This window comes from Modestobacter sp. NPDC049651 (assembly GCF_040659695.1).
Classification (GTDB): domain Bacteria; phylum Actinomycetota; class Actinomycetes; order Mycobacteriales; family Geodermatophilaceae; genus Modestobacter.
Map to the genome: position 1 here is coordinate 96,173 of NZ_JBFAOG010000006.1, position 26,597 is coordinate 122,769.

Genomic DNA, 26,597 nt, shown 5'->3' on the forward strand with positions numbered 1-26,597 from the left:
GCGGGGCCGGTCCTCCCGACCGGCTCCGCCCTAGGCTGGGCGATCGTGACCCCCGACCCCCGCCGCTCGGTGCCGCGCACCGACGCGGTCCTCGCCGACCCGCGGGTCGCGGCCGCCGCCGGTCGGCTCGGCCGGGACCTCGTCAAGTCCGCGGTCCAGGCCGCCCAGCAGCGGGTCCGCGCCGGTGAGCTCGCGCCGGACGACGTCGCCGCCGCCGTGCTCGCGGCGCTGCCCGGCACCGCGAGCAGCCTGCAGCCGGTGCTCAACGCCACCGGCGTGCTGGTGCACACCAACCTGGGCCGGGCGCCGTGGTCCCCGGCCGCGATCGCGGCGGTCACCGCCGCCTCGGGCACCACCGACGTCGAACTCGACCTGGGCACCGGGCGCCGCGGCCCGCGCGGCGAGGCGGCGATCGACGCGCTGCTCGCCGCCGTCCCGGCCGCCGAGGCGGCGATCGTGGTGAACAACTGCGCCGCCGCCCTCGCGCTGGTCGCCACCGCGCTCGGGCAGGGCCGGGAGCTGGTCATCGCCCGCGGCGAGCTGGTCGAGATCGGCGACGGCTTCCGCATCCCCGAGCTGCTGGCGGCCACCGGCGCCCGGTTGCGCGAGGTCGGCACCACCAACCGGGTCGCGCTCGCCGACTACGCCGCGGCCGTCGGCCCGGACACCGGCGCGGTCCTCAAGGTGCACCCCTCGAACTTCGTCGTCCGCGGCTTCACCCGCTCCGTCGACGTCGACGAGCTGGCCGGGCTCGGGGTCCCGGTGGTGGCGGACGTCGGCTCCGGCCTGCTCCGCCCGCACCCCGTGCTGCCCGACGAGCCGGACCTGCAGACCACCCTCGCCGCGGGGGCGGACCTGGTGCTGTGCAGCGGCGACAAGCTGCTCGGGGGTCCGCAGGCCGGCCTGGTGCTCGGCCGTGCGGAGCTGGTGCAGCGGCTGCGCCGGCACCCGCTGTACCGGGCGCTACGGGTCGACAAGACGACGCTCGCCGCGCTGGAGGCGACGCTGCGCGGGCCGCAGCCGCCGGTGCAGCAGATGCTCGCCGCCGAGCCGGTCGCGCTGCGCGCCCGCGCCGACGCGCTGGCCGCCCGGCTGCGCGCCGCCGGCCTCGACGCGCGCGCGGTCGACTCGACCGCCCGGGTCGGTGGTGGAGGGGCGCCGGAGCACCCGCTGCCCAGCGCCGCGGTGTCGCTGCCGCCTGAGTTCGCCGGGCCGCTGCGGCTCGGCCCGCAGCCGGTGGTCGGGTACCTGGCCGACGACCGGACGCTGCTCGACGTGCGCAGCCTGGCGCCCGAGGACGACGAGCGGCTGGCTGCCGCGGTGGAGGAGGTGGCCCGGCGGTGGACCTGACGGACATGCAGGTGCTGGCGACGGCCGGGCACGTCGACCACGGCAAGTCGACGCTGGTCCGAGCACTCACCGGGATGGAGCCGGACCGGTGGGAGGAGGAGCGCCGCCGCGGGCTGACCATCGACCTCGGCTTCGCCTGGACGACGCTGCCCTCGGGCCGGGTGCTCGCGGTCGTCGACGTGCCCGGGCACGAGCGGTTCGTGGGCAACATGCTCGCCGGGGTCGGCTCGGTGCCCGCGGCGCTGGTCGTGGTCGCCGCCGACGACGGCTGGTCGGCGCAGACCGAGGAGCACGTGGCGGTGCTCGACGCGCTCGGCGTGCGGCACGGGCTGCTCGCCGTCACCAAGGCCGACGTCGCCGACCCCGCGGCGGTGCTCGCCGACGCCCGGGCGCGGCTGGCGGCCACCTCGCTGGGCGAGGTGCTGGCGGTGGCGGTCAGCGCCCGCACCGGCGCCGGGATGCCCGCGTTCACCGCCGCGCTCGAGGCGGTGCTGGCCGGGCTGCCCGCCCCGGACCGGGCCGCGCCGGTGCGGCTGTGGGTCGACCGGGCCTTCACCATCCGCGGCGCAGGGACCGTCGTCACCGGCACCCTCGCCGCCGGCACCGTCACCGCGGGCGACCGGTTCACCCTCGGCGACCGCGAGGTGAGCGTGCGCGGCGTGCAGTCCCTGGGCCGGGCGGTCGAGGGTGCCGCCGCCACCGCGCGGGTCGCGCTGAACCTGCGCGGCATCGCGGTCGAGGAGATCGGCCGCGGCGACGCGCTGCTCACCCCCGGGGCCTTCCGCACGACCAGCGACGTCGACGTGACACTGGTCCACCCGGCCGGTGACCGGTTGCCCGCGGAGGCGATCGTGCACGTCGGCTCGGCCACCGTCGCCGCGCGGCTGCGCCCGCTGGACGACACCGCCGTCCGGCTGCGGCTGACCAGCCCGCTGCCGCTGCGGGTGGGCGACCGGGTGCTGCTGCGCGACCCCGGCGCCCGCCGGGTGCTCGGCGCGGACGTCCGGGACGTCGACCCGCCCGAGCTGCGCCGCCGGGGTGCCGCCCGGTCGCGGGCCGCCGAGCTGGCCGAGCACCCGGCGGGGGAGGCCGGGGCGCTCGCCGACCTGGCCCGCCGCCGCTTCGTGAAGCGGTCGGACTTCGTCGCGATGGGCTGGCCGGTGCCGGCCGGGGCGACGCCGGTCGGGCCGTGGCTGATCGCGCCGGGGCTCGCCGACGAGCTGGCGGCCCGGGTGCCGCAGGTGGTGGCCCGGTACCGGCAGCTGCGCCCGCTGGAGCCCGGCCCGCCGACGGCGGTGCTGCGCTCGGCCCTGGAGCTGCCGGACGCCGACCTCGTGCCGGCGCTGGTGCGGCCGCCGCTGTCGCTGCGCGACGGTCGGGTGGTCAGCGGGTCGGCGGGCCTGCCGCCGGCCGTGCAGCAGGCGGTCGACACGATCAAGGCCCGGCTGGCGGTCGACCCGTTCGCGGCGCCGGAGGCACCTCACCTGTCCGCCGCGGGGCTGGGGTCGCGGGAGCTGGCCGCCGCGGTGCGCGACGAGCAGCTGGTGCGCATCGCCGAGGGGATCTACCTCCTGCCGGGGATCGCGGACGAGGCGCGCCGCCGGCTGGCCGGGCTGCCGGCGCCGTTCACGCTCAGCCAGGCCCGGCAGGCGTGGGGGACGACCCGGCGGGTCGCCGTCCCGCTCGCCGAGTGGCTGGACGCGCGGGGTGTGACCGAGCGGCTACCGGACAACTCCCGCCGGCTGCGCTGACCGCTCAGGGCAGCGGACCGCCCAGGTACACCGCGCGCCAGGCGGGGTCGGGCTCGGCGTCCCCGGCCACCGGCGGTTCGGCGTCCTGGGTCTCCACCAGCTCCTCCGGGCGCACCGGCGCGGGCAGCCGCCGGAAGCGCGCCCGCGGGTCGTCCTGCTCCGTCATGCGCTGAGGGTGGAGCCCGGGCGGCGGGTCCGCAAGGCCCTGACCGCCGCCCGGGTCAGGGGACGCCGGGGTCGAACAGCGCCCGGCGGAGCTCGCGGTCGAACTCCCGCTCGACGACCTGGCGCTCCTCGACGTCCGAGGTCTCGACCAGCTCCTCGCGGCGCGCGTGCTCCGGCAGCTGGCGGAACCGGGTGCGCGGGTCCTGGTGCTCGGTCACGGCCTGAGCGTGCGGCCGGCGGGCCCCCCCGCACAAGGGTCTGCGGCAGCTCGGGCGCTGGCCCGCTCCGCTGGTCAGAGCCGAGCAGCGCGGTGCGCGCTCAGTCGGCCGGCACCCACCGCGGACGGCGCTTCTGCCGGAACGCGGCGATGCCCTCCTGCCCCTCCTCCGAGGCGAAGAACCGCGCCGACAGCTCCTGCAGCGGGCCGAAGTCGGGCGCGCCCGCGCCGCGCAGCAGCCGCTTCGTCTCGGCCAGCGCGGTCGGTGACCCGGCCGCCAGCGCGGTGACCTCCGCGGCGACGGTCGCGTCGACCTCGTCGTCCGGCACGGCCAGGTCGACCAGCCCGGCCGCCGCCGCCTCCGCGGCGCCGAACACCTCACCGGTCAGCGCCAGCCGGTGCAGCGCGGCCGGGTGCATCCGCGGCCGCACCACCGCCGAGATCACGCCCGGCACCAGGCCCAGCCGCACCTCGCTGAGCGCGAACGTCGCCGCGGCACCGGCCACCACCACGTCGCAGGCGGCCAGCAGCCCGATCCCGCCCGCCCGGGCCGGCCCGCGGACGACGGCGACCACGGGCTTGGGCGAGGTCCACAGCAGCGACAGCAGCGCCGGGAACTCCGTCACCCCCTGGTCGCCGGCGGCCGCGCCGGTGGCCTCGGTGAGGTCCATGCCGGAGCAGAACACCCGGCCGGTGTGGTCCAGCACGACGACCCGCACCGCGTCGTCGGCCAGCGCGGCGGTGAGCGCGTCGGTGAGCTGCGCGCGCATCGCCCGCGACAGCGCGTTCCGGTTGGCGGGGGAGTCGAGGGTCAGCCGGGCCGCACCCCCGGAGACGGAGACGGTGAGCACGCGGTCGGCGTTGGTCGCGGAGGTCACGCCGCCATCTTGCCGAGGGCGGTCACACTGGGAGCAGACATGACCACCTTGCCTCTGCTCGGCCAGACACCCGCCCTGCCCGCCGACCCGTCGATGCTGCCGGCCTCCGCGCGGGAGAGCCTGGCCACGACGCCGTTCGGTCTCTACGTGCACGTGCCCTTCTGCGCCACCCGCTGCGGGTACTGCGACTTCAACACCTACACCTCCGACGAGCTCGGCCCGGGCGCGAACCGCAGCGAGTACGCCGGCACCGCGATCGCCGAGCTGCGGCTGGCCGCCGAGGTGCTGGGCCCGGACCGCCCCGCCGTGCAGACGGTCTTCGTCGGCGGCGGCACGCCCACCCTGCTGCCCGCCGCCGACCTGGCCGCGGTGATGGACGCCGTCCGCGAGCTCTTCCCCGTCGCCCCGGACGTCGAGGTCACCACCGAGGCCAACCCCGAGTCGGTGACCCCCGGGTCGCTGGCGACCCTCCGCGCGGGCGGGTTCACCCGGATCAGCCTGGGCATGCAGTCCGCCGCCGAGCACGTGCTCGCCGTCCTCGACCGCCGGCACACCCCCGGCCGTGCCGTGCAGGCCGCGCACGAGGCCCGCGCCGCCGGGTTCGAGCACGTCAACCTCGACCTGATCTACGGGGCGCCGGGGGAGACCGACGCCGACTGGGCCGCGTCGCTGGACGCGGTGCTCGCCGCGCCGGTCGACCACGTCAGCGCCTACGCGCTCATCGTCGAGCACGGCACCCGGCTGGCCCGCCGGGTGGCCCGCGGCGAGCTGCCGATGCCCGACGACGACGTCCTCGCCGAGCGCTACGAGCAGGCCGACGTGGCGCTGCAGCGCGCCGGCCTGGGCTGGTACGAGGTCAGCAACTGGGCCGCGGACGACGCCGCCCGCTGCCGGCACAACGAGCTCTACTGGGCGAACGCCAACTGGTGGGGGATCGGCCCGGGCGCCCACTCGCACGTCGGCGGGCTGCGCTGGTGGAACGTCAAGCACCCGGCCGCCTACGCCGACCGGCTGGCCGCGGGCCTGCACCCGGCCGCCGACAGCGAGCTGCTCACCGCCGACGACCAGGCGTTCGAGCGGATCATGCTCGGGCTGCGGCTGCGCGACGGACTGCCGCTCACCGCGCTGAGCGACGCCGGGCGGGCCCGGGCCGCGGAGTCGGTGGTCCGCGGGCTGCTGGAGCCGCAGCCGCACGCCGGCGGCCGCGCTGTCCTCACCGACCGGGGCCGGCTGCTCGCCGACGCCGTGATCCGCGACCTGACCGACTAGCGGCCGGGACGACCGGCTAGCGCGGGGCCTCGGCGGCGGCCGGCTCCGCGGCGGCGGCCGGTTCGCTGCCGCCGGGCATCAGCGCGTCGAGGTCCAGCACGCGAACGTGGATGACGTTGCGCTGCTGGAGCGCCGCGCGCAGCGCGCGGTGCAGCCCGTCCTCCAGGTACATCTCGCCGTGCCACTGCACCGCGTGCGGGAACAGGTCGCCGTAGAAGGTCGAGTCGTCGGCGAGCAGGGTGTCCAGGGCCAGCTCGCGCTTGGTGGTGACCAGCGTGTCCAGCCGGATCTGCCGGGGCGGGATCATCGCCCAGTCGCGGGTGGAGAAGCCGTGCTCGGGATAGGGGCGACCGTCGCGCACCGACTTGAAGATCAGGGCTGCCCCTCCGTCCGGACACGGGTGGGCCGCCGCGCCGGCCCCCTCGACTCCGGTCAGCCTAGTGCGGTCCCGCTCCTCGTGCGGAGGGCCCGGGCGGTGGGATCGTTCCCGGTCCGGCGAGCCCGCGACCACGGGGAGCGACCGGTCGTATGCTGGCACTCGGCCGGTCGGAGTGCCAGGACGGCGTCCTGGTGCGGGCACCGGTCGGCTGGTCGGCACCGGGCGCGACCGGGCACGAGGGGTACGGGAGGTGTCAGCCGTGGCGCACGACGACCGGCGCCTGCGGGTGCTGCGCGCGATCGTGGAGGACTACGTCTCCACCAACGACCCGGTGGGCAGCAAGGCGCTCGCCGCCCGGCACGACCTCGGCGTGTCGCCGGCCACGATCCGCAACGACATGGCCGCGCTGGAGGAGGAGGGGTACATCACCCAGCCGCACACCAGCGCCGGCCGGGTGCCCACCGACAAGGGCTACCGGCTGTTCGTCGACCGGCTGTCGTCGGTCAAGCCGCTGTCGGGCGCGGAGCGGCGGGCCATCGAGAAGTTCCTCGACGGCGCGGTCGACCTGCACGACGTGCTCGGCCGCACGGTCCGGCTGCTCGCGCAGCTCACCCGCCAGGTCGCCGTCGTCCAGTACCCGACGCTGTCGCGCAGCGCCGTCCGGCACCTGGAGCTGGTGCCGCTGTCGACCACCCGGCTGCTGATGGTGCTCATCACCGACACCGGCCGGGTCGAGCAGCGGGTCGTGGAGTCGCCCGGCGAGGTGGACGCCGAGCAGGTGGCCGAGCTGCGCACCCTGCTCAACGCGGCGTTCACCGGCGCGAAGCTGGTCGAGGCCAGCGGCACGGTGCCCGGGCTGGTCGAGAACGCCCCGCCGCACCTGCGGGCGCTGGTCTCGGCGGTGAGCGCGACCCTGCTGGAGACGCTGGTCGAGCCGACCGAGGACCGGCTGGTCATCGGCGGCACGGCCAACCTGGCGCGCGGCAGCGCGCTGGACTTCCCCGGCACGGTGCGCCCGTTGCTGGAGGCGTTGGAAGAACAGGTCGTGGTCCTGCGGTTGATGGCCGAGGTGGGACCGAGCACCGTGCTGGTGAGCATCGGCGAGGAGAACGCGCACGAGGCGCTGACCGGTGCGTCGTTCGTCTCCGTCGGGTACGGCGCGGGCGACCAGGCCCTGGGCGGCCTCGGTGTCGTGGGCCCCACCCGCATGGACTACGCAGGCAACATGGCCGCGGTACGAGCCGTGGCCCGCTACGTCGGCCACCTGCTGGCCGAGAGCTGAGGACTGAGACAACCGCATGGCGACCGACTACTACGGCGTGCTGGGCCTGGCCCCGGGTGCGACGGACTCCGACATCAAGCGGGCCTACCGCAAGCTGGCCCGCGACCTGCACCCCGACGTCAACCCCGACCCGGAGGCCAAGGACCGCTTCCAGGAGGTCAGCCGCGCCTACGAGGCGCTGACCGACCCGGAGAAGCGCCGCATCGTCGACCTCGGGGGTGACCCGTACGACAACGGCGCCCGCGGTGGCGCCGGCAGCCCGTTCGGCGGCGGCGCCGGCTTCGGCGGCCTCGGCGACATCATGGACGCCTTCTTCGGCGGGGCGACGACCCGCGGTCCGCGCAGCCGGGTCCGCGAGGGCAACGACGCGCTGATCCGGGTCGACCTCGACCTGGCCGAGACGGTCTTCGGCACCACCACCGACATCACCGTCGACACCGCCGTCCTGTGCGACCTGTGCGCCGGGGCCGGCACCGCGCCGGGCACCCACCCGACCACCTGCGCCACCTGCCAGGGCCGCGGTGAGCTGCAGAGCGTGCAGCGCTCGTTCCTCGGCCAGGTGATGACCAGCCGTCCCTGCCCGACCTGCGGCGGCACCGGCCAGGTCATCCCCGAGCCGTGCAGCCAGTGCGCCGGCGACGGCCGGGTGCGCTCGCGGCGCACGATCCCGGTGAAGATCCCCGCCGGCGTCGAGGACGGCATGCGCATCCGGCTGGCCGGGCACGGCGAGGTCGGCCCCGGCGGCGGACCGGCCGGCGACCTCTACGTCGAGGTGCACGAGCGCCCGCACCCGGTGTTCACCCGCGACGGCGAGGACCTGCACTGCCGGGTCACCCTGCCGATGACCGCGGCGGCGCTGGGCACCACGCTGAAGCTGGAGACCCTCGACGGCGTCGAGGACCTCGACATCAAGTCCGGCACCCAGTCCGGCGGCGTGCTGACCCTGCGCGCCAAGGGCGCCCCGCGGCTGCGCGGCACCGGCCGCGGCAACCTCATGGTGCACATCGACGTGCAGACCCCGACCCGGCTCGACGACCGGCAGCAGGAGCTCCTCCGCGAGCTCGCCGGCCTGCGCGGGGAGGACCTGGCGGACGGCGGACCGGCCCACTCCGGCGGGCTGTTCTCCCGGGTCCGCGACGCGTTCAACGGCCGATGACCACCCCGCCGGCCGACGCCGCCGTCCCCGAGCTGGACGGCGCCCCGCTGTTCCTGGTCGACGAGCTGCCCCTCGGCCCGGCGGTCACGGTCGGCGGGCCCGAGGGCCGGCACGCGGTCGAGGTGCTGCGGCTGGCGGCCGGTGAGCGGGTGCGGGTCTCCGACGGGGCCGGCGTCGTCGTCGAGGGCACCGTGGCCCAGGCCGGCCGCGACGGCCTGCGGGTCGAGGTGACCGCCCGGCACGAGGTGCCCGCTCCTGTGCCGGAGTTCGTGCTGGTCCAGGCGCTGCCGAAGGGCGACCGGGGGCCGCTCGCGGTCGAGCTGGCCACCGAGCTGGGCGTCGACCGGATCGTGCCGTGGACCGCGGCCCGCTGCGTCACCCGCTGGCGCGAGGACCGGGTCGACAAGGGGCTGGCCAAGTGGCGCGCCGCCGCGCGGGCGGCCACCAAGCAGGCCCGGCGCCCCCGGGTGCCGGAGGTGACCGCGCCGATGAGCACCCGCCAGGTCGCCGGGCTGCTCGGCGAGCTCGACCTCGCGGTCGTGCTGCACGAGCAGGCCCGCGAGCCGCTGGCCCGCCTCGAGGTGCCCGGCACCGGCACCGTCGCGGTGGTCGTGGGCCCCGAGGGCGGGCTGACCGACGGCGAGGTGCTGGCCTTCCGCGCCGCCGGCGCGCACCCGGTCCGGCTGGGCGCGGAGGTGCTGCGCACGTCGACCGCCGGCGCCGCGGCACTGGCCGCGCTCAGCGCCCGCACCCGCTGGCGCTGAGCGGAGTCCCAGCGCATCGTCTCGCGAGCTCTGGGACTCCACTCGAGCTCAGGCGGGCAGGGCCAGCAGGACGACGCCCGCCACGATCCCGCCGACGGCCACCAGCGCCGCCGTCGCCCAGGTGGTCCGCCACCCGAACGCGCGCGACACCATCGCCATCCCCGGGATGCTGACCGCCGGCAGCGTCAGCAGCAGCGCGCCGATCCCGCCCAGTGACACCCCGGCCAGCGCCAGGCCCTGCAACACGGGGATCTCCCCGCCGGTGGGGATGACCAGCAGGGTGCCGACGACGGCCGCGACCACCAGCACGACCACGCCGGCGTGCACCGTGCTGCTGCCGATCGGGAACAGCCACCCGCGGAAGGCGCCGACCGCGAGCACGACCACGAGGTACTCCGGGACGAGGGTCACCAGCAGCCGCAGCAGCGTGCGCGCGAACCGCGCCGGTGCGGTGGCGAACCAGTCGACCGCGGCGGGCTCCTCCCGGCCGGTCACCTCCGGCAGCGGCACCTCGGTGCGGGAGGTCAGCCGGGCGACCAGCGCGCTGCCGCCCACGACCACCGCGGCTCCGACGACGACCCGGGTGACCGTCCACTGCCAGGGCGCGACCAGCGCCAGGAAGACGATGACCGCCGGGTTGAGCAGCGGGTTGCCCAGCCAGTAGGCGAGCGCGGCGGCGGGGCTCACGCCGTCCCGGCGCAGGGTGGCCGCGACCGGGGCGGTGCAGCAGGTGCACATCATCGACGGCGTGCTGACCAGACCGCCCACCGCCGCGGACCGCAGCCGGCCGGGCCGGTTGAGCAGCCGCACCAGCCAGGTGCGCGGGACGAACGCCTGCACGGCGGCGCTGATCAGGAGGGCGGCGACCAGCGCCTTCCAGATGGCCTGCAGGTAGGTGGCGGAGAACGAGGTGGCGGCGTGCCAGGTGGGTGCGTCGCCGGGCTGCACGCCGCCGACCGACAGCACGCTGCTGCCCTCCCACGTGCGGGTGCCGCTGAGCGTGACGACCTTCGCCTCGTAGGGCAGCCACTTCGCCCAGAGCAGGGCGGCGGCCGCGACGACCAGGGCCAGCAGGACGCCGGCGGCGGCGACCCGGCGGGTGGGTGGCCGGCTCGGCGGTTCCTCGAGCAGCGGGGCCAGGTTCCTGGGGGAGAGGGCGGTGATGCGTGCGGCGGAGCCACCCGACCGGACGGCGTCTCGGGTGCTCACTACGTCCTCGGCACGGGGCGGGGAGCGGGCACGGGGTACCTCCTGGGGACGGCGGGACGGGCCGGTCCATCCTCACCCGGCGCCCGACCGGCGGCGCGGCGCGCCCTCAGGACATCTCGACGATGCTGCGGGTCACCGCCGACTGCCGGGTCAGCACGCCGGCGATCAGGTGCTGGGTCTCGTTCACCCGCGCCACGACCTCGCGGATCGCGGCCAGCGCCCCGACGACGTTCTGCACGTCGGTCTGGATGGTGCCCACCCGGGTGCTCACCTCCTCGGTGGCCAGCGCGGTCTCCCGGGCCAGCTCCTTGACCTCGTTGGCGACGACGGCGAAGCCCTTGCCGGCCTCGCCCGCGCGGGCCGCCTCGATGGTCGCGTTGAGCGCCAGCAGGTTGGTCTGCTCGGCGATCCCGGTGATCACCCGCACGACCTTGTCGATCTGCGCGCTGGAGGTGCCCAGGTGCGCGACGAGGTCGGCGGCCCGGGCGGTCACCTGCTGACCGTCGACGGCGACCGCGGTGGCCTCGGCGACGTTGCGCTCCACCTCGTCGATCGAGGACACCAGCTCGCGGGCGGCGTCGGACACGCGCTCCAGGCCGCGCAGCCGCTCCATCGTCTGGGAGATGAGGAAGCCGGTGTTGCGGAGCGCGTCCCGCCGGCTGTCGCTCATGACCAGGGTCCGCGTGGCGAAGAAGTCCATCGTCCCGACGACGGCGCCGTCGACCATCACGGGCAGGCAGACCCCGGAGCGCACTCCGGCGTGCTGCGCGGCCGGGGCCCGCACGCAGTCGCGGACCTCGCCGAGGTCCTCGACGAAGACCAGGTCGCGGGCCCGCCACGTGCGGCCGGCGACCCCGACGCCCTCGGCGAAGGACGCCGTCCGGGTGACCTCGCGGAACTCGGCGCCCAGGTCGCCGCTCTCCAGGTCGACGGTGAGCACGCCCGCCGCCGGGTCGATCGACCAGTACGAGCCGTAGTGCCAGTCGAACTCGCGGCGGATGGTGTCCAGGGCGGTGGTGACCGCCTCCTCCACGCTGCCCGCACTGCTCAGCTCGCGCAGCAGGCTGTTGATGGCGGCGACGTCCCCGGCGGCCCGCGCCTGGTCCGCGGCGGCGGCCACCCGGGAGAAGGCCTGGGAGACCAGCTTGCCCACCGCCCGCAGCGCGTCGAGCCGCTCGGGGGTCGGGCTGAGCGTCTCCGTGGTGAAGAAGTCCATCGTCCCGACGACGCGGCCGGCGCGCACGACCGGGAAGCAGATGCCGCTGCGCACGCCGGCCCGCTGGGCGGCGGGAGCCCGCACGCAGTCGGTCATCTCGCCGAGGTCCGCCACGAACAGCAGGTCCCGGGCACGCCAGGCCCGCCCGGACAACCCGACGCCCTCCGCGAAGGAGGCGGTCAGCGTGACCTCGCGGAACTCCCGGCCGGCGTCGCCGGACTCGACGGCGAAGTGCAGCAGCCCGTCGGCCCGTTCGACCTGCCAGTAGGAGCCGTACGCCCAGCCGAAGCACTCCCGGACGGTGTCCAGCGCCGCCCGGGCGACGTCCTCGGCGGTGGCCGCGGCGTCCAGGGCGGCGACCACCCGGGTCACCGCCGCGACGTCGGACCGGGCCTCGGCGAGCTGGGCGGCCTGGTCGGCGACGTGGCGGGTGGACGGTCGGCGCATCGGGACCCTGCCTCTCCGGACGTGGCCGGGGGCACCCGCTGCTCGGGTGCTCCCACCGGCGTGTCCCACGGTGCCGCGCCGCGCACCCGATTGCGCGCAACTGATCTGGGCTACCTCGTTCCGTGTCGTGGTGGCCCCTAGAGTCGCGGCCGTGACCGATCCCGACTGCCTGTTCTGCCGCATCGTGGCGGGGGAGATCCCGGCGGACGTCGTCCGGGAGACCGACCGGACGCTCGCCTTCCGGGACGTGAACCCGCAGGCGCCCACGCACGTGCTGGTCGTCCCGCGCGAGCACCACCGCACCGTCGGCGAGCTCGCGGCCGCCGACCCGGACCTGGCCGCCGCGCTGCTGACCGCCGCCGCCGACGTCGCCGTCCAGGAGGGCCTGGCCACCGACGGCGAGCCGGAGCCCGGCTGGCGGCTGGTCGTCAACAGCGGCCCGGCAGCGGGCCAGACCGTGCACCACGTCCACCTGCACGTGCTGGGCGGCCGCGACCTCGGCTGGCCGCCGGGCTGACCCGCCGTCCGTCCGGGGAGGCCGGCCGCTGACCCCGCTGTGCGAGCCCGGTTCGACGTCGTCCCGCGCGGGTAAGCTGGCTCGGGTCACAACCCCGTAGCAGGAAGGCAGGGTCGAGCGTTCTTGCCCGACACCTCACCGGGCGCCGGTCCCACCGGCAGCTCGCCCAACGGCACCATCTCGTCCCGTGAGCTGTCCGCGCGCGCCGCGGCGGGCACCCCGGACACCTCGGACACCCCGGTCCCGCCGCCGGTGCGCACGTCGATCACCGTGCCCGACAGCGTCTCGATGGTCGCCCTCCTGGGCTCCGGCGACGAGCTGCTCCGGCTGGTCGAGGGCGAGCTGACCGCCGACGTCCACGTCCGCGGCAACGAGATCGCCGTCACCGGCCAGCCGGCCGACAACGCCTTCGCCGTCCGGGTCTTCGACGAGCTGATCGCGCTGCTGGCCACCGGCCAGGCGCTGCGCCCGGACTCGGTGCGCCGCGTCGTCGGCATGCTCAAGGCCGGCGGGTCCGAGCGCCCCGCCGACGTGCTGAGCCTGGACATCATCAGCCGGCGCGGCCGCACGATCCGGCCCAAGACGCTGAACCAGAAGCGGTACGTCGACGCCATCGACAGCAACACCATCGTCTTCGGCATCGGCCCGGCCGGTACCGGCAAGACCTACCTGGCCATGGCCAAGGCCGTGCAGGCGCTGCAGACCAAGCAGGTCAACCGGATCATCCTGACCCGCCCGGCGGTCGAGGCCGGCGAGCGGCTGGGGTACCTGCCCGGCACGCTGTCGGAGAAGATCGACCCCTACCTGCGGCCGCTGTACGACGCGCTGCACGACATGGTCGACCCCGAGTCGATCCCGCGGCTGATGCAGGCCGGCACGATCGAGGTCGCGCCGCTGGCGTACATGCGCGGGCGCACGCTCAACGACGCGTTCGTCATCCTCGACGAGGCGCAGAACACCACCGCCGAGCAGATGAAGATGTTCCTCACCCGGCTCGGCTTCGGGTCGAAGATCGTGGTCACCGGTGACGTCACCCAGGTCGACCTGCCCGGCGGCGCGCAGAGCGGCCTGCGGATCGTCCGGGACATCCTCGACGGCATCGAGGACGTCCACTTCGCCCAGCTGACCAGCACCGACGTCGTCCGGCACCGGCTGGTCGGCGACATCGTCGACGCCTACGACCGGTGGGACACCGCGCAGCGGTCCGACCGGCCCGCGGGTGCGGCACCGGCCCGTCCGGCGCGCCCGCGCCGCCAGCAGGGGAGCTGAGCGTGGCCGTCGAGGTCGCCAACGAGTCCGAGATCGCGGTCGACGAGCAGGCCCTGGGCGGGATCTGCCGGTTCGTGCTCGACGAGCTGGGCGTGAGCCCGCTCGCCGAGCTGTCGGTGCTGTGCGTCGACAGCGACTACATGGCCACGCTGCACGAGCGGTGGATGGGCGAGAAGGGCCCCACCGACGTGCTCGCCTTCCCGATGGACGAGCTGGACGCCGGCCGTCCCGATGACCCCGACCCGGGCCCGGCGCTGCTCGGGGACGTCGTGCTCTGCCCGTCGGTCGCGGTGCGCCAGGCGCGCGCGGCCGGCCACTCGATGGACGACGAGCTGCTGCTGCTCGCCTGCCACGGCGTGCTCCACCTGCTCGGCTACGACCACATGGAGCCCGACGAGGAGAAGGAGATGTTCGGCCTGCAGTCCACGCTGCTGGAGGGCTGGCGCTCCGCTCCCCGTGACCCCGTCACCGGCGCTCCGGTGAGCGAGGAACCCGGCCCGCGATGACCGCGACCGCGATCGTCCTCCTGGTGATCGCCGTCGTCCTGGTGCTGCTCGCCGGTGTGTTCGGCGCGCTGGACGCCGCCCTGCAGCGCCTGTCCAAGGCGCGGGTCGACGAGATGGTGCGCGAGGGCGTCAAGCGGGCGCCCGCGCTCGCCCGGGTGGTCGAGGAGCGCGGCCGGCACGTCGCGCTCCTGCTGCTGCTGCGGATCGTCTGCGAGATGACCGCCGCGGTGCTGGTCGCCGACGTGCTGTTCCGGCAGTTCTCCTCGGAGGCGCTGGGCATCGTGGTGGCCGCCGCGGTGATGGTCGTCGTCAGCTACGTGCTCATCGGCGTCGGCCCCCGCACGCTGGGCCGCCAGCACGCCTACGCGATCGCCATGGCCGGCGCGCCGCTGGTGCGCCTGCTGGGCCGGCTGCTCGGCCCGGTCGCCACCCTGCTGATCGTCATCGGCAATGCGATCACCCCCGGCCCGGGCTACCGCGAGGGCCCGTTCTCCAGCGAGGTCGAGCTGCGCGAGCTGGTCGACATGGCCGAGGAGCGCGGGGTCGTGGAGGCCGGCGAGCGCAACATGATCCACGGCGTCTTCGAGCTCGGCGACACCATCGCCCGCGAGGTGATGGTGCCGCGGCCGGACGTCGTCTGGATCGAGCAGGGCAAGAACCTGCGCCAGGCCCTCGCGCTGTGCCTGCGCAGCGGGTTCAGCCGGCTGCCGGTGATCGGCGAGAACGTCGACGACGTGCTGGGCATCCTGTTCATGAAGGACCTCGTGCGGCGCTCGCAGAACATCCCGGCCGACCGCTCCGGCGGGCCCAGGGTCGAGGAGCTGATGCGCCCGGCGACGTTCATCCCGGAGTCCAAGCCGGTCGACGAGCTGCTGCGGGACATGCAGGCCAGCCGCACCCACATGGCCGTCGTGGTCGACGAGTACGGCGGCTTCGCCGGGCTGGTGACGATCGAGGACATCCTCGAGGAGATCGTCGGCGAGATCGACGACGAGCACGACGCCGTGCAGCGCCCGCCGGTGGAGGAGCTCGAGGACGGCAGCTTCCGGGTCACCGCCCGGCTGCCGGTCGAGGACCTCGCCGACCTCTTCCGGGTCGACCTGCCCGAGGACGACGACGTCGAGACCGTCGGCGGCCTGCTGGCCCGCGCGCTCGGCCGGGTGCCGATCGAGGGCTCGCAGGCCGACGTCGGCGGGCTGCGGCTGGTCGCCGAGAGCACCGGCGGCCGGCGCAACCGGATCGACACCATGCTGGTCTGCCGGGTGCCCGAGCCCGAGCCGGAGGCCGACGAGGACGAGGCCGCCCGGGAGGACCAGCCGGCCGGGGTGGAAGGCTGACCCCTCGTGACCGCCGCTGAGCTGGACCCCGAGGACGCCAAGCTGATCACCCTGGCCCGCTCCGCGCGCGGCCGCACCGGGGCGCCGGAGGGAGCGGCCGTCCGCGACACCGACGGCCGCACCTACGTCGCCGCCACCGTGGCGCTGCCCTCCCTGCAGCTGTCGGCGCTGCAGGCGGCGGTGGCCGCCGCGGTGTCCAGCGGGGTGGAGGGGCTCGAGGCCGCGGCCGTCGTCAGCGCCGCGGAGTCGGTCGAGGAGGCCGGCCGCGCCGCCGTCCGCGACCTGACGCCGTCCGCGCCGGTGCTGCTGGCCGGCCCCGACGGCACGCCCCGCGCCACCTCCTGACCGACCTCCCCGCCTTCTCGCGGGGAACCGGGCGTTAGTCCAGCGGGCGGCCGAGGGCGTCGGCGAACCCCGCCGGGTCGCGCACCCAGGCGGTGAACGCGCGGTCGCCCTCGCCGTCGGTGGCCAGGTGCCGCACGCTCACCCGGGTGCGGCCGGGCCACCAGCGGGCCCGGCGGCGCGCGGTCGGCCAGTCGGCGGGCGGACGGCCGACGAGCACCTCGCGCACCAGCACGAGCGGCACCAGCTGGAACGTCGACACCTGGCGCAGCCCGGCCACGTCCAGCGAGAGCGCCGCGTCGGAGACCGTCGTCCGGCCGGTCGAGCCGAGCAGCACGACCAGCGCCAGGCCGATGGCCAGCGGCAGCTCGTCGGTGACCCGGTCGCTGCCGCCGCGGGCGGCCAGGATGCCCAGCCACAGCGCGACGCCGACGACGACCAGCGCGAGGACGACGGGGCCGACCGGGTCGTACTGCCAGTAGCGCAGCGGCCGCGGGGTGACGGTGACCGTGCGCTTGGGGCGGCGGGGGGAGAGGAAGCCGTAGCTGGTGACCTGGGTGCGGTGCTCCTCGACCGCGCGGGCGGCCTGGACGGCCAGGGGCTCGCCGGCGTCGCGGCGGTTGCGGGGAGGCATGCCCGTCATGATCCCAGGCGGTCCGGCGGCACCGGGTGCGGAGCACCACATGGACGACCCGGTCGGGGGAGGTTAGGCTTGCCTTCCCCGATGCGAGGAGGATCCGTGGGGCTGCGACTGCCGGTCGGCGGGGTCACCGTGCTGCTGGGCCCGGCGGCGGCCCGGGCGGCCACCATGGCCGCGCTCGACGACGACAGCGCCCGCTGCGGCGCCGACCACGACGCGCTCCCGGTCCTGCGGCTGTCCGGCCGGGCGGCCGACGGCGTGCGGCAGCGGCTCGACGCCGTCGACGCGGCGCGTGCCAGCCGCGCGTCGCTGGTGCTGGTCGACCGGCTCACCGAGGGACTGGCCGCGGGCGACCGCCGCACGGTGCTCACCGCGCTGTCCGCGGTGGCGTCCTCGGGGCGGGCCGTGCTCGTGGACGACGACGACCCGGTGGCCGCGCTGGCCGTCGCCGACGGCGCGCTGCGCACCGGCACGTGGGCGTTCGAGCCGGTGCCGGATCCCACCCAGCTGGAGCGGCTGGCCTCCTGAGCGGCCGCCGCCCGAGGTCAGCGGGCGGAGTAGGTCAGGCAGTCGGCCGCGTCGGCCGCCGACCCCACCTGGATCTGCGAGGCGGTGCACTCGAGCCGGTCGTTGTGCACGCAGTCGGAGCGGTGGCAGGCGCCGACCACGCCGGTGCGCTCGAGGCCGGCGCGGAACGAGATCTCGACGAAGGTGCCGCAGTGGGCGTGGTCGCCGGCCACGGTGATCGCCCCGGCGTGGCAGTTGGAGTCGGCGTTGTAGGAGCAGCTGCTCACCGAGCAGTCGTGCACCATCGGCATGTACTCAGTGGTCGTCATGGACCGAGGGTGGCAGCTCGGCGGACGGCCCGCCAGACCACCGGGCGTGCCCTGACCTGGCCGGACGTCGTTGCGTCGGGCACCGGCGGAACGTCGGTGGGGGATGGGAGACTGGGTCTCGTGAACGCCCCCGAACAGCCGCCGTACCGCAGCGGCTTCGCCTGCCTGGTCGGCCGGCCCAACGCCGGCAAGACCACGCTGACGAACGCGCTGGTGGGGGAGAAGGTCGGCATCGTCAGCAACCGGCCACAGACCACCCGGCACGCCATCCGCGGCGTCGTCCACCGCCCCGGCGGGCAGCTGGTGCTGGTCGACACCCCCGGGCTGCACAAGCCCAAGAGCCTGCTCGGTCGGCGGCTCAACGACGTCGTCCGCGACACGCTGTCCGAGGTCGACGTCATCGTCTTCTGCATCCCGGCCGACCAGCCGGTGGGCGCCGGCGACGCGTACATCGCCCGCCAGCTCGCCGAGGTCAGCACCCCGATCGTGGTGGTGGTGACCAAGACCGACGCGGCGAGCAAGAAGCAGGTGGCCGAGCAGCTGATCGCCGCCAGCCAGCTGGTCGAGGCCGCCGAGGTGGTGCCGGTCAGCGCGGTGGCCGGCGACCAGGTCGAGCTGCTGGAGGACCTGCTGGTCGGGCTGCTGCCCGAGGGCCCGCAGATGTACCCCGACGACCAGACCACCGACGAGGACACCGAGCGGCAGATCACCGAGCTGATCCGCGAGGCGGCGCTGGAGAAGGTGCGCCAGGAGGTGCCGCACTCCCTCGCGGTCACCGTCGAGGAGATGGAACGGCGCCCCGACCCGAAGACCGGCGGCGAGCTGGTCGTGATCCACGCGTCCCTGCACATCGAGCGGCCCAGCCAGAAGCCGATCGTGCTCGGCAAGGGCGGCGTGACGATCAAGGCGATCGGCAGCGAGGCCCGGGTCGGGCTCGAGGAGCTGCTCGGCGCCCGGGTGCACCTCGACCTGCACGTCACGGTGCTGGGCGAGTGGCAGGACGACCCGAAGAAGCTCAACCGGTTGGGCTACTGAGCCGATGAGCAGCACCCCGCAGTCGCTGTACCGCGACGAGGGCGTCGTCCTGCGCACCCAGAAGCTCGGCGAGGCCGACCGCATCGTCACCGTGCTCACCCGCCGCACCGGCAAGGTGCGTGCGGTGGCCAAGGGCGTGCGCCGCACCAAGAGCAAGTTCGGTGCCCGGCTGGAGCCGTTCAGCCACGTCGACCTGCAGCTGTACACCGGCCGCTCGCTGGACATCGTCAGCCAGGCGGAGTCGCTGCGGAACTACGGCCCGGCGATCGTCGGTGACTACCGGGCCTACACCGCCGGCACCGCGGTGCTGGAGACCGCCGACCGGCTCACCGTGGAGGAGAAGGAACCCTCGCTGCGGATGTTCCTCCTGGTCATCGGTGCGCTGCGCACGCTGTCGGAGGGTGTGAAGCCGGCGCCGCTGGTGCTCGACGCGTTCCTGCTGCGCGCGATGTCGGTGGCGGGCTGGGAGCCGGCGCTGGGCGACTGCGCGCGCTGCGGCGAGGTCGGCCCGCACCGGCACTTCTCCGTGCCGGCCGGTGGCACCGTCTGCCCGGACTGCCGGCCCACCGGCTCGGCGATGCCGAGCCGGGTCACGATCGAGCTGCTGGAGGCGTTGTTGTCGGGCGACTGGGAGCGGGCCGAGGCCAGCCAGGCCAAGGACCGGCGGGAGGGCAGCGGCCTGGTCGCCGCCCTGCTGCAGTGGCACCTGGAGCGCGGGCTGCGGTCGCTGCCGCTGGTCGACCGCACCGAGGTGGTCCGGTGAAGCGCGAGGTCAAGAAGCCGAACCCGCACCCGTCGGGCGCGACCCCGCCGGACATCCCCGCCGACAAGGTGCCGCACCACGTCGCGATCGTGATGGACGGCAACGGCCGCTGGGCCAAGGAGCGCGGGCTGCCGCGCACCGCCGGGCACGAAGCCGGGGAGCACTCGCTGTTCGACTGCGTCGAGGGCGCGATCGAGCTCGGGGTCAAGGCGATCAGCGCCTACGCGTTCTCCACCGAGAACTGGCGGCGCAGCCCGGACGAGGTCCGCTTCCTCATGGGCTTCAACCGCGACGTCATCCGCCGCCGCCGCGACGAGATGCACGAGCTCGGGGTGCGGGTGCGCTGGGCCGGTCGTCGTCCGAAGCTGTGGCGGTCGGTGATCAAGGAGCTCGAGGTCGCCGAGGAGCTGACCCGGGACAACGACGTCCTCACGCTGACGATGTGCGTGAACTACGGCGGGCGCGCGGAGATCGCCGACGCGGCCGCCGCGATCGCGCGCGAGGTGGCCGCCGGGCGGCTGAACCCGGACAAGGTCGACGAGAAGACGATCGCCCGGTTCCTCGACGAGCCGGACATGCCCGACGTCGACCTGTTCGTGCGCAGCTCGGGGGAGAACCGCACCAGCAACTTCCTGCTGTGGCAGTCCGCGTACGCGGAGTTCGTCTTCCTGGACACGCTGTGGCCCGACTTCGACCGCCGCCACCTGTGGCAGGCGTGCGAGGAGTTCGCCTCGCGGCAGCGGCGGTTCGGCAGCGCCTGACGGCCGGTGGAACCCGCCGTCTAGCGTTGAGGGGTACACCCGCCGACCGCCAGCCGGATGGAGCCCTCCGTGCCCAGCGACACCCCTGCCCCCGCCCGTACCGCCGACCCGGCCCGCCTGGACAAGGTGGTCAACCTCTGCAAGCGCCGGGGCATCGTCTTCCCGTCGGGTGAGATCTACGGCGGTACCCGCTCCGCGTGGGACTACGGACCCCTGGGCGTCGAGCTCAAGGAGAACATCAAGAAGCAGTGGTGGCGCACCGTCGTCCAGGGCCGTGACGACGTCGTCGGCCTCGACTCCTCGGTCATCCTGCCCCGCCAGGTGTGGGTCGCCTCCGGTCACGTCGGTGTCTTCACCGACCCGCTGACCGAGTGCCAGAACTGCCACAAGCGGTTCCGCGCCGACCACCTGGAAGAGGCGTACGAGGAGAAGAAGGGCCGGGCGCCCGAGCGCGGCCTGCTCGACATCACCTGCCCGAACTGCGGCGTCACCGGCTCGTGGACCGAGCCGCGCGACTTCAACATGATGCTCAAGACCTACCTCGGCCCGGTCGAGGACGAGTCGGGGCTGCACTACCTGCGCCCGGAGACCGCGCAGGGCATCTTCGTGAGCTTCGCCAACGTCATGGGCGCCTCGCGGAAGAAGCCGCCGTTCGGCATCGGCCAGATCGGCAAGTCCTTCCGCAACGAGATCACCCCCGGCAACTTCATCTTCCGCACCCGCGAGTTCGAGCAGATGGAGATGGAGTTCTTCGTCCAGCCCGGCACGGACGCCGAGTGGCACCAGTACTGGATCGACGAGCGCACCCGCTGGTACACCGACCTGGGCATCGACCCGGCGAACCTGCGGCACTACGAGCACCCCAAGGAGAAGCTCTCCCACTACTCGACGCGCACCGTCGACATCGAGTACCGGTTCGGCTTCCAGGGCTCGGAGTGGGGCGAGCTCGAGGGCATCGCCAACCGCACCGACTTCGACCTGAAGACGCACAGCGAGCACTCCGGCACCGACCTGTCGTACTTCGACCAGGCCTCCGGTGAGCGCTGGACGCCGTACGTCATCGAGCCGGCCGCCGGGCTGACCCGCTCGCTCATGGCCTTCCTCGTCGACGCGTACACCGAGGACGAGGCGCCCAACGCCAAGGGCGGCGTCGACACCCGCACGGTGCTCAAGCTCGACCCGCGGCTGGCACCGGTGAAGGCCGCCGTCCTGCCGCTGTCGCGCAACGCCGACCTCTCGCCCAAGGCCCGTGACCTCGCCGCTGAGCTGCGGAAGAACTGGAACGTCGACTTCGACGACGCCGGCGCCATCGGCCGCCGGTACCGCCGGCAGGACGAGGTCGGCACCCCGTTCTGCATCACCGTCGACTTCGACACCCTCGAGGACGACGCGGTGACCATCCGCGAGCGCGACGCGATGACCCAGGAGCGGGTCGCGCTGGACCAGGTCGTCTCCTACCTCGGCGCCCGCCTCCCCGGCTGCTGAGTTCGTCTCGGCTCGCTGGGGCTCCGCTGCCTGTCAGGCAGCAGAGCACCATGCTCCGGGGACCAGTGGTGCTCTGCCCGCCCAGGGCGGGCAGAGCACCCGTTCCGCGCAGGGCCGGTCGCGCCCCCGCCGGGGCGTCCAGCGCCATGACCGATGTCATGGTGCGGTCGTGATGCTCGGCCGAGGAACACCGGACGGCGTCCCGCCAGGCTCACCGGCATGACGCAGACGCAGCACGCCCCCAGCGGGGCGCCCCCGGTGCGCACGGCCCCGCCGGCCGTGGCGCTGCACGGGCTGACCAAGCGGTTCGGCGCGGTCACCGCGGTCGACGGCCTGGACCTCACCGTGCAGCCCGGCGAGATCGTCGCCTTCCTCGGCCCGAACGGCGCGGGCAAGACCTCGACCATCGACATGGTGCTCGGGTTGTCCCGCCCGGACGCCGGCACGGTCGAGGTGTTCGGCCTGCCGCCCCGCACCGCCGTCGCCCAGGGGCTGGTCACCGCCGTGATGCAGTCCGGCGGGCTGCTCAAGGACCTCACCGTCGGCGAGACCGTCGAGCTCACCGCCGCGCTGTTCGCGCACACCCGCCCGGTCGCCGAGGTGCTCGACCGGGCCGGGCTCACCGACATCGCCGGCCGCCGGGTGGCCAAGTGCTCCGGCGGCCAGCAGCAGCGGCTGCGGTTCGCGATGGCGCTGCTGCCCGAGCCCGAGCTGCTGATCCTCGACGAGCCGACCACCGGCATGGACGTCGAGGGCCGCCGCGAGTTCTGGAGCGCCATCCGGGCGGACGCCGAGGCCGGCCGCACCGTCGTCTTCGCCACGCACTACCTGGAGGAGGCCGACGCCTACGCCGACCGCATCGTGCTGGTCAGCGGCGGCCGGGTGGTCGCCGACGGCACCGCCGCGGAGATCAAGGCGCTGTCGGCGGGCCGGCTGGTCACCGCCACCTGGATCGACGCCACCCCCGCCCAGGCGGCCGCGCTCTACCAGGTCGAGGGCGTCGAGGACGTCGAGCAGCGCGGCGACACCGTGCTGGTGCGCACCCGCGACTCCGACGGCCTGGCCCGCCACCTGCTCACCGCCACCCCCGCACGCGACCTGCAGATCACCTCCCGCGGGCTCGAGGACGCGTTCCTCGCCCTCACCCAGAACGGAGCGAGCCGGTGACCACCGCCCTCGACCGCCGCGTCCCGCCGCTGGGCGGGTTCTCGGCCACCTTCCTCCGGCTGGAGATCCGCCGGATGCTGCGCAACCGCCGCACGCTGGTGTTCACCCTGCTCATGCCGCCGCTGTTCTTCCTGCTGTTCGGCGGGCTCAGCGACGCCTACCAGCACGACACCGCCGGCCGCGGCAACGTCTCGGCGTACCTGATGATCAGCTTCGCCGTGTACGGATCGATGATCGCCAACACCGCCGCCGGCGCCTCGGTCGCGGTCGAGCGGGCGCTCGGCTGGTCCCGGCAGCTGCGGCTCACCCCTCTGAACCCGCTGGCGTACATGGCGACGAAGGTGGCCACCGCGATGGTCATGGGCGCCATCTCGGTGGCGATCGTGTTCGCGGTCGGCGCGGTCAGCGGCGCGGTGCAGCTGCCCACCTGGGCGTGGGTGGTCAGCGGCGTGGTGGCGTGGCTGTGCGCCGTCGTCTTCGCCGCGTTCGGGCTGTTCATCGGCTACCTGGTGCCGTCGGAGAACGTGATGCAGCTGCTCGGCCCGGCGCTGGCGCTGCTCGCGCTGATGGGCGGCATCTTCGTCCCGCTGTCGACGCTGTCGCAGACCCTGCAGGACCTCGCCTCCTACACACCCGCGTACGGCGTGGGGGTGCTCGCCCGGGCCGCGCTGGTCGACGACGGCGTCGACCTGGGGGCGGTGCTCAACGTCGTGGTCTGGACGGCGCTGTTCGCCGCGGGCGCCATCTGGCGGTTCCGCCGCGACACCGCCCGCGTGTGAGCGGGTCACACTGCTCCCCGTGACTGCTGCACCGCGCACCGCGGCGCCGTCGTCCCCGCTGCCCCGTCGCTGGGTCGGTGGGGACGACGCGCGCCCGCTCGGCACGTCGAGGGTCGGCTGGCTGTGGGCCGCCGTCTGGCTCGTCTACCTGGCCGTCCCGATCCGGGCCGGCTGGCGCGACCGGGACACCGTCGCCGGGGTCGTGGCCGTCGTCGCGCTCCTGGTCTTCGCCGTCGGGTTCGCCGCCTACTTCGCCTGGATGCGGGTGCACCGCATCCGGACCGGGCAACTCCACGCCGGGCCGGTCTGGGCGATGCTCGGCGTGATGGTGCTGCTGCTGGTCATCGCCGCACCTGGCGCGGGGGAGGACGTCGTCGCCGGCGCCGTCTACGTGGGGGTCACCGCGGCGATGACGCTGCCGGGCCGGCAGGTGCTGGTGGTGGTCGGCGGCCTCACCGCCGCGGCGGTCGTGCTGCCGCTCGTCGTCCCGGGGTGGAAGCCGCTCGGCGACTTCATCCCGCAGCTGCTGCTCGCCAGCTTCGCCGCCTACGGGGTCGGGCAGGTGCTCAAGCGCAACATCGAGCTGGCCCACGCCCGGGCCCAGCTGGTCGACCTCGCCGTCACCCGGGAGCGGGCCCGGCTGGCGCGGGACGTGCACGACGTCCTCGGCCACTCGCTGACCGTCATCACCGTGAAGACCGAGCTGGCCGGCCGGCTGCTGGAGGGCCTCGACCCGGACCCCCGGCTGGACCGGGTGCGCGCCGAGGTCACCGAGGTCGAGCAGCTCGCCCGGGCCGCGCTGGCCGACGTGCGGGCGACCGCGGCGGGCACCCGGCAGGTGTCGCTGCCGGGGGAGCTGTCCACGGCCCGGCGGGCGCTGGAGTCGGCCGGCATCACCGCGGACCTGCCGGTGGCCGCCGAGGAGGTGCCCGCCGAGTGGCGGGAGCTGTTCGCCTGGGTGGTGCGGGAGGGCGTGACCAACGTCGTCCGGCACTCCGGTGCCCGGTGGTGCGGGGTGACGCTGACGCCGACGAGCGTGGAGGTGCGCGACGACGGCCGGGGGCCGGGCGGGTCGGGCAGCGGCGGGTCGGGACTGGCCGGGCTGTGCGCCCGGGTCACCGCCGCCGGTGGCCGGCTCGAGGTGGGGACGGCGCCCGAGGGCGGGTTCTCGCTGCGCGTGGTGACCGCGTGATCCGGTTGCTGCTGGCCGACGACCAGGCGCTGGTCCGGGGGGCGCTGGCCGCGCTGCTGGACCTCGAGCCGGACCTCACCGTGGTCGCGGAGGTGGGCCGCGGCGACGAGGTGGTCGACGCCGCGGTCCGGCACGACGCGGACGTGGCTCTGCTCGACGTCCAGATGCCGGGCCTGGACGGCATCGCGGCGACCGCGGCGCTGCGGGCGGGGCTCCCCTCGTGCCGGGTGCTGATCGTGACGACGTTCGGCCGGCCGGGGTACCTGCGGCGGGCGCTGGAAGCGGGGGCGAGCGGGTTCGTCGTGAAGGACACCCCGGCCCGGCAGCTCGCCGACGCCGTCCGGAAGGTGCACGCCGGCCTGCGCGCGGTCGACCCGACGCTGGCCGAGGAGAGCCTGGTCGCCGGGGCCAGCCCGCTGTCGGCGCGGGAGGCCGAGGTGCTGCGTGCGGCCCGCGGCGGCGGCACGGTCGCGGACCTGGCCCGGGAGCTGCACCTGGCCGAGGGGACGGTGCGCAACCACCTGTCCGCGGCGATCGGCAAGACCGGCGCCCGCACCCGCGCGGAGGCCGTGCACCTCGCCGAGGAGCACGGCTGGCTGCTGGGCTGACGTCCCGCCCGCCCGCCCCGTCGTCCGAGCGGCTCAACCCTGCCGTCGTCCGGCTCAACCCGGCTGACCTGACGTTGAGCCGTGCCGTGACCCGGCTCGACGTCAGGCCGACCGGGTTGACCCGACCGGGCTCCGGGTCAACCCGCGCCGACGACGTCGTCGAAGCGGACCAGCCAGCCGTCGTCCCCGCCGGGCTGGTCCCGCAGCCGACCGATCGGTCTGGGCACCTCGGTGAACTCCCGGACGACCGGCCCACGGACCAGCAGTGATCGCTGGACCAGCTGGTCCAGCCGGTCACGACCGCGGGTCAGGTCCGCGTTGGCGACCCGGATGAACCTCACGCCGAGCGAGACCAGCAGCTCCTCGGTGCGCTTCTCGTGCCAGAGTTCCTCCTCCGGGGTGCGCCGGAAGGCGGGCCGCCGGTACTTGACCTGCCCGTCGAACTCGATCGCCAGGGCGGCGTCCGGATACCAGCCGTCGGCGACCTTCAACAGTTGGCCGCCGACCCGCAACTCGACCTGTGGCACGAACGGCGGCAGCCCCATCGCCGCGAAGGTCAACCGTCCCGACGTCTCCAACCACGACTCGGCCCGACCGTCGGCGAGCTCGACGGCGCGTACTGAGCGCGGAACGCCGGGGACGTACCGCTGCCGGTCGAGGACGCGCGCCAGTTCCGCGACGGTGGTCAGCCCGCGAAGCAGCGCCGCGTCGACGGCGGCGACCGCGTGGACCTCGGGCCAGGACCGGGCGAGGTCGACCACGGTGCGTGCCGCCGTGGTCAGGGAGTAGGCGCCGCGGGCCGTGAGCTCGGCATCGGGGAGTTCGGCACGCGTCATCCGCCAGCCCTGCCCGCGCCGCCAGCGGTGCGGGTCGGTCAGCTGGACGGTGGGTGGGTCGTTCCGGGGTCGCGGCAGCCCCCACACCCAGGCCGCGGTCGCACCGCTCAGCACGGCGGTGGGGCGGGCCAGCCCGGTGAGCACGGCGAGCGCGTCCAGCCCGGGACGGCGCTCGGTGCGTTCGACCTCCGCCAGGTCGGCGCGGGAGATGAACACGCCGGTGCGCAGCCGGACCCAGGTGCCCGCACGCACGGCTGCCCGGATCTCGCTCTCGCCGACGCCACGTCCGGCCAGGTCGGCGGTGGTGAAGATGCCGAGCCGGCGGCGGCCGGGCTCGGCCACCGACAGGGGGACGGCGGCAGCGGTGGTCACCGGGTCAGGGTGCGGGTCGGCGGCCGCGAGTTGGCAGTCCTCGGGGAGCGTGTGGACGGCCGGGCCGAT

General features: G+C 75.1%; 28 protein-coding genes and 1 pseudogene. 20 read left to right on the forward strand and 9 right to left on the reverse strand.

From position 1 onward, the window contains the following. The first annotated feature begins 45 nt into the window (after positions 1–45). On the forward strand, positions 46–1,350 hold the full coding sequence (gene selA, locus AB0J00_RS10890) for an L-seryl-tRNA(Sec) selenium transferase (protein WP_357743951.1): 1,305 nt from the start codon (positions 46–48) through the stop codon (positions 1,348–1,350). Then, positions 1,341–3,101, forward strand: coding sequence for a selenocysteine-specific translation elongation factor (gene selB, locus AB0J00_RS10895; RefSeq protein WP_357743953.1), 1,761 nt, complete (start codon positions 1,341–1,343; stop codon positions 3,099–3,101). The genes selA and selB overlap by 10 nt, the downstream gene beginning before the upstream one ends. 4 nt (positions 3,102–3,105) lie before the next feature. Here selB and AB0J00_RS10900 read toward each other — a convergent pair whose 3' ends face one another. The 3 genes from AB0J00_RS10900 to AB0J00_RS10910 all read right to left on the reverse strand — a co-directional run bounded on the left by AB0J00_RS10900 (position 3,106) and on the right by AB0J00_RS10910 (position 4,361). After that, positions 3,106–3,267: a hypothetical protein gene (locus AB0J00_RS10900; RefSeq protein ID WP_357743955.1), complete on the reverse strand. Its 162-nt coding sequence runs from the start codon at positions 3,265–3,267 to the stop codon at positions 3,106–3,108. 55 nt (positions 3,268–3,322) lie between these two features. Continuing rightward, positions 3,323–3,484 (reverse strand): hypothetical protein, encoded by a 162-nt coding sequence (locus AB0J00_RS10905; protein WP_357743957.1) that lies wholly within the window; start codon positions 3,482–3,484, stop codon positions 3,323–3,325. A gap of 100 nt (positions 3,485–3,584) precedes the next feature. Then, positions 3,585–4,361: an enoyl-CoA hydratase-related protein gene (locus AB0J00_RS10910; RefSeq protein WP_357743959.1), complete on the reverse strand. Its 777-nt coding sequence runs from the start codon at positions 4,359–4,361 to the stop codon at positions 3,585–3,587. Positions 4,362–4,400: 39 nt separating this feature from the next. On the opposite strand from AB0J00_RS10910, the gene hemW reads away from it, so the two are divergent. After that, complete coding sequence (gene hemW / locus AB0J00_RS10915; RefSeq protein ID WP_357743961.1) at positions 4,401–5,630, forward strand: radical SAM family heme chaperone HemW; 1,230 nt, start codon at positions 4,401–4,403, stop codon at positions 5,628–5,630. An 85-nt stretch (positions 5,631–5,715) separates the two neighbouring features. On the opposite strand, the pseudogene AB0J00_RS10920 reads toward hemW, so the two are convergent. Next, a pseudogene (locus AB0J00_RS10920) lies at positions 5,716–6,006 on the reverse strand (type II toxin-antitoxin system VapB family antitoxin); the annotation flags it as partial. Between the two features lie 262 nt (positions 6,007–6,268). Here AB0J00_RS10920 and hrcA point away from each other — a divergent pair. Genes hrcA through AB0J00_RS10935 form a run of 3 tightly spaced genes read left to right on the forward strand, consistent with a single transcriptional unit; the run spans position 6,269 to position 9,211 of the window. Next, a complete protein-coding gene (gene hrcA, locus AB0J00_RS10925; protein WP_357743963.1) occupies positions 6,269–7,291 on the forward strand; it encodes a heat-inducible transcriptional repressor HrcA in 1,023 nt (340 codons plus the stop codon). A 16-nt stretch (positions 7,292–7,307) separates the two neighbouring features. Then, positions 7,308–8,447: a molecular chaperone DnaJ gene (dnaJ, locus tag AB0J00_RS10930; RefSeq protein ID WP_357743965.1), complete on the forward strand. Its 1,140-nt coding sequence runs from the start codon at positions 7,308–7,310 to the stop codon at positions 8,445–8,447. Next, a complete protein-coding gene (locus AB0J00_RS10935) occupies positions 8,444–9,211 on the forward strand; it encodes a 16S rRNA (uracil(1498)-N(3))-methyltransferase (protein ID WP_357743967.1) in 768 nt (255 codons plus the stop codon). Before dnaJ ends, AB0J00_RS10935 begins: the two co-directional genes overlap by 4 nt. Before the next feature lie 48 nt (positions 9,212–9,259). On the opposite strand, the gene AB0J00_RS10940 is transcribed toward AB0J00_RS10935, so the two are convergent. Further along, a complete protein-coding gene (locus tag AB0J00_RS10940; RefSeq protein ID WP_357743969.1) occupies positions 9,260–10,420 on the reverse strand; it encodes a permease in 1,161 nt (386 codons plus the stop codon). A gap of 106 nt (positions 10,421–10,526) precedes the next feature. Then, complete coding sequence (locus tag AB0J00_RS10945; RefSeq protein ID WP_357743971.1) at positions 10,527–12,083, reverse strand: GAF domain-containing protein; 1,557 nt, start codon at positions 12,081–12,083, stop codon at positions 10,527–10,529. 151 nt (positions 12,084–12,234) lie between these two features. Between AB0J00_RS10945 and AB0J00_RS10950 the strand changes: the two genes are divergently transcribed. The 5 genes from AB0J00_RS10950 (at position 12,235) to AB0J00_RS10970 (ending at position 16,057) form a co-directional block, all read left to right on the forward strand. Next, positions 12,235–12,600 (forward strand): HIT domain-containing protein, encoded by a 366-nt coding sequence (locus AB0J00_RS10950; protein WP_357743972.1) that lies wholly within the window; start codon positions 12,235–12,237, stop codon positions 12,598–12,600. Between the two features lie 123 nt (positions 12,601–12,723). Beyond that, positions 12,724–13,869: a PhoH family protein gene (locus tag AB0J00_RS10955; protein ID WP_357743974.1), complete on the forward strand. Its 1,146-nt coding sequence runs from the start codon at positions 12,724–12,726 to the stop codon at positions 13,867–13,869. A 2-nt stretch (positions 13,870–13,871) separates the two neighbouring features. Continuing rightward, on the forward strand, positions 13,872–14,375 hold the full coding sequence (gene ybeY / locus AB0J00_RS10960; protein ID WP_357743976.1) for an rRNA maturation RNase YbeY: 504 nt from the start codon (positions 13,872–13,874) through the stop codon (positions 14,373–14,375). Continuing rightward, positions 14,372–15,712, forward strand: coding sequence for a hemolysin family protein (locus AB0J00_RS10965; protein WP_357743978.1), 1,341 nt, complete (start codon positions 14,372–14,374; stop codon positions 15,710–15,712). Before ybeY ends, AB0J00_RS10965 begins: the two co-directional genes overlap by 4 nt. Before the next feature lie 6 nt (positions 15,713–15,718). Beyond that, on the forward strand, positions 15,719–16,057 hold the full coding sequence (locus tag AB0J00_RS10970) for a cytidine deaminase (RefSeq protein WP_357743980.1): 339 nt from the start codon (positions 15,719–15,721) through the stop codon (positions 16,055–16,057). A 34-nt stretch (positions 16,058–16,091) separates the two neighbouring features. Here the strand turns inward: AB0J00_RS10970 and AB0J00_RS10975 are convergent, their stop codons facing one another. Continuing rightward, a complete protein-coding gene (locus AB0J00_RS10975) occupies positions 16,092–16,688 on the reverse strand; it encodes a hypothetical protein (protein ID WP_357743982.1) in 597 nt (198 codons plus the stop codon). A gap of 105 nt (positions 16,689–16,793) precedes the next feature. On the opposite strand from AB0J00_RS10975, the gene AB0J00_RS10980 reads away from it, so the two are divergent. Further along, positions 16,794–17,222, forward strand: a complete 429-nt coding sequence (locus AB0J00_RS10980; protein WP_357743984.1) for a hypothetical protein — start codon at positions 16,794–16,796, stop codon at positions 17,220–17,222. Positions 17,223–17,239: 17 nt separating this feature from the next. Here AB0J00_RS10980 and AB0J00_RS10985 read toward each other — a convergent pair whose 3' ends face one another. After that, a complete protein-coding gene (locus AB0J00_RS10985; protein ID WP_357743986.1) occupies positions 17,240–17,530 on the reverse strand; it encodes a DUF1540 domain-containing protein in 291 nt (96 codons plus the stop codon). Between the two features lie 120 nt (positions 17,531–17,650). Here AB0J00_RS10985 and era point away from each other — a divergent pair, with 120 nt between their 5' ends. From era to AB0J00_RS11025, 8 genes are all read left to right on the forward strand, one after another. Beyond that, positions 17,651–18,565, forward strand: coding sequence for a GTPase Era (gene era / locus AB0J00_RS10990; protein WP_357743988.1), 915 nt, complete (start codon positions 17,651–17,653; stop codon positions 18,563–18,565). Between the two features lie 4 nt (positions 18,566–18,569). After that, positions 18,570–19,328, forward strand: coding sequence for a DNA repair protein RecO (gene recO, locus AB0J00_RS10995; protein ID WP_357743990.1), 759 nt, complete (start codon positions 18,570–18,572; stop codon positions 19,326–19,328). Beyond that, on the forward strand, positions 19,325–20,089 hold the full coding sequence (locus AB0J00_RS11000; protein ID WP_357743992.1) for an isoprenyl transferase: 765 nt from the start codon (positions 19,325–19,327) through the stop codon (positions 20,087–20,089). Before recO ends, AB0J00_RS11000 begins: the two co-directional genes overlap by 4 nt. Before the next feature lie 57 nt (positions 20,090–20,146). Then, a complete protein-coding gene (locus AB0J00_RS11005; protein ID WP_357743994.1) occupies positions 20,147–21,574 on the forward strand; it encodes a glycine--tRNA ligase in 1,428 nt (475 codons plus the stop codon). A 219-nt stretch (positions 21,575–21,793) separates the two neighbouring features. Further along, positions 21,794–22,741, forward strand: coding sequence for an ABC transporter ATP-binding protein (locus AB0J00_RS11010; protein WP_357743996.1), 948 nt, complete (start codon positions 21,794–21,796; stop codon positions 22,739–22,741). Then, a complete protein-coding gene (locus tag AB0J00_RS11015) occupies positions 22,738–23,520 on the forward strand; it encodes an ABC transporter permease (RefSeq protein ID WP_357743998.1) in 783 nt (260 codons plus the stop codon). Before AB0J00_RS11010 ends, AB0J00_RS11015 begins: the two co-directional genes overlap by 4 nt. A 19-nt stretch (positions 23,521–23,539) precedes the next feature. After that, positions 23,540–24,712 carry a histidine kinase gene (locus AB0J00_RS11020; protein ID WP_357744000.1) on the forward strand — a complete coding sequence of 391 codons (1,173 nt, stop codon included), beginning with the start codon at positions 23,540–23,542 and terminating at the stop codon, positions 24,710–24,712. Next, positions 24,709–25,320 carry a response regulator transcription factor gene (locus AB0J00_RS11025; RefSeq protein WP_357744002.1) on the forward strand — a complete coding sequence of 204 codons (612 nt, stop codon included), beginning with the start codon at positions 24,709–24,711 and terminating at the stop codon, positions 25,318–25,320. Before AB0J00_RS11020 ends, AB0J00_RS11025 begins: the two co-directional genes overlap by 4 nt. Before the next feature lie 137 nt (positions 25,321–25,457). Here the strand turns inward: AB0J00_RS11025 and AB0J00_RS11030 are convergent, their stop codons facing one another. Beyond that, the gene (locus AB0J00_RS11030) at positions 25,458–26,528 is read right to left on the reverse strand and encodes a type IV toxin-antitoxin system AbiEi family antitoxin domain-containing protein (protein WP_357744004.1); all 1,071 of its coding nucleotides are present in this window, start codon (positions 26,526–26,528) and stop codon (positions 25,458–25,460) included. Between the last annotated feature and the right edge of the window lie 69 nt (positions 26,529–26,597).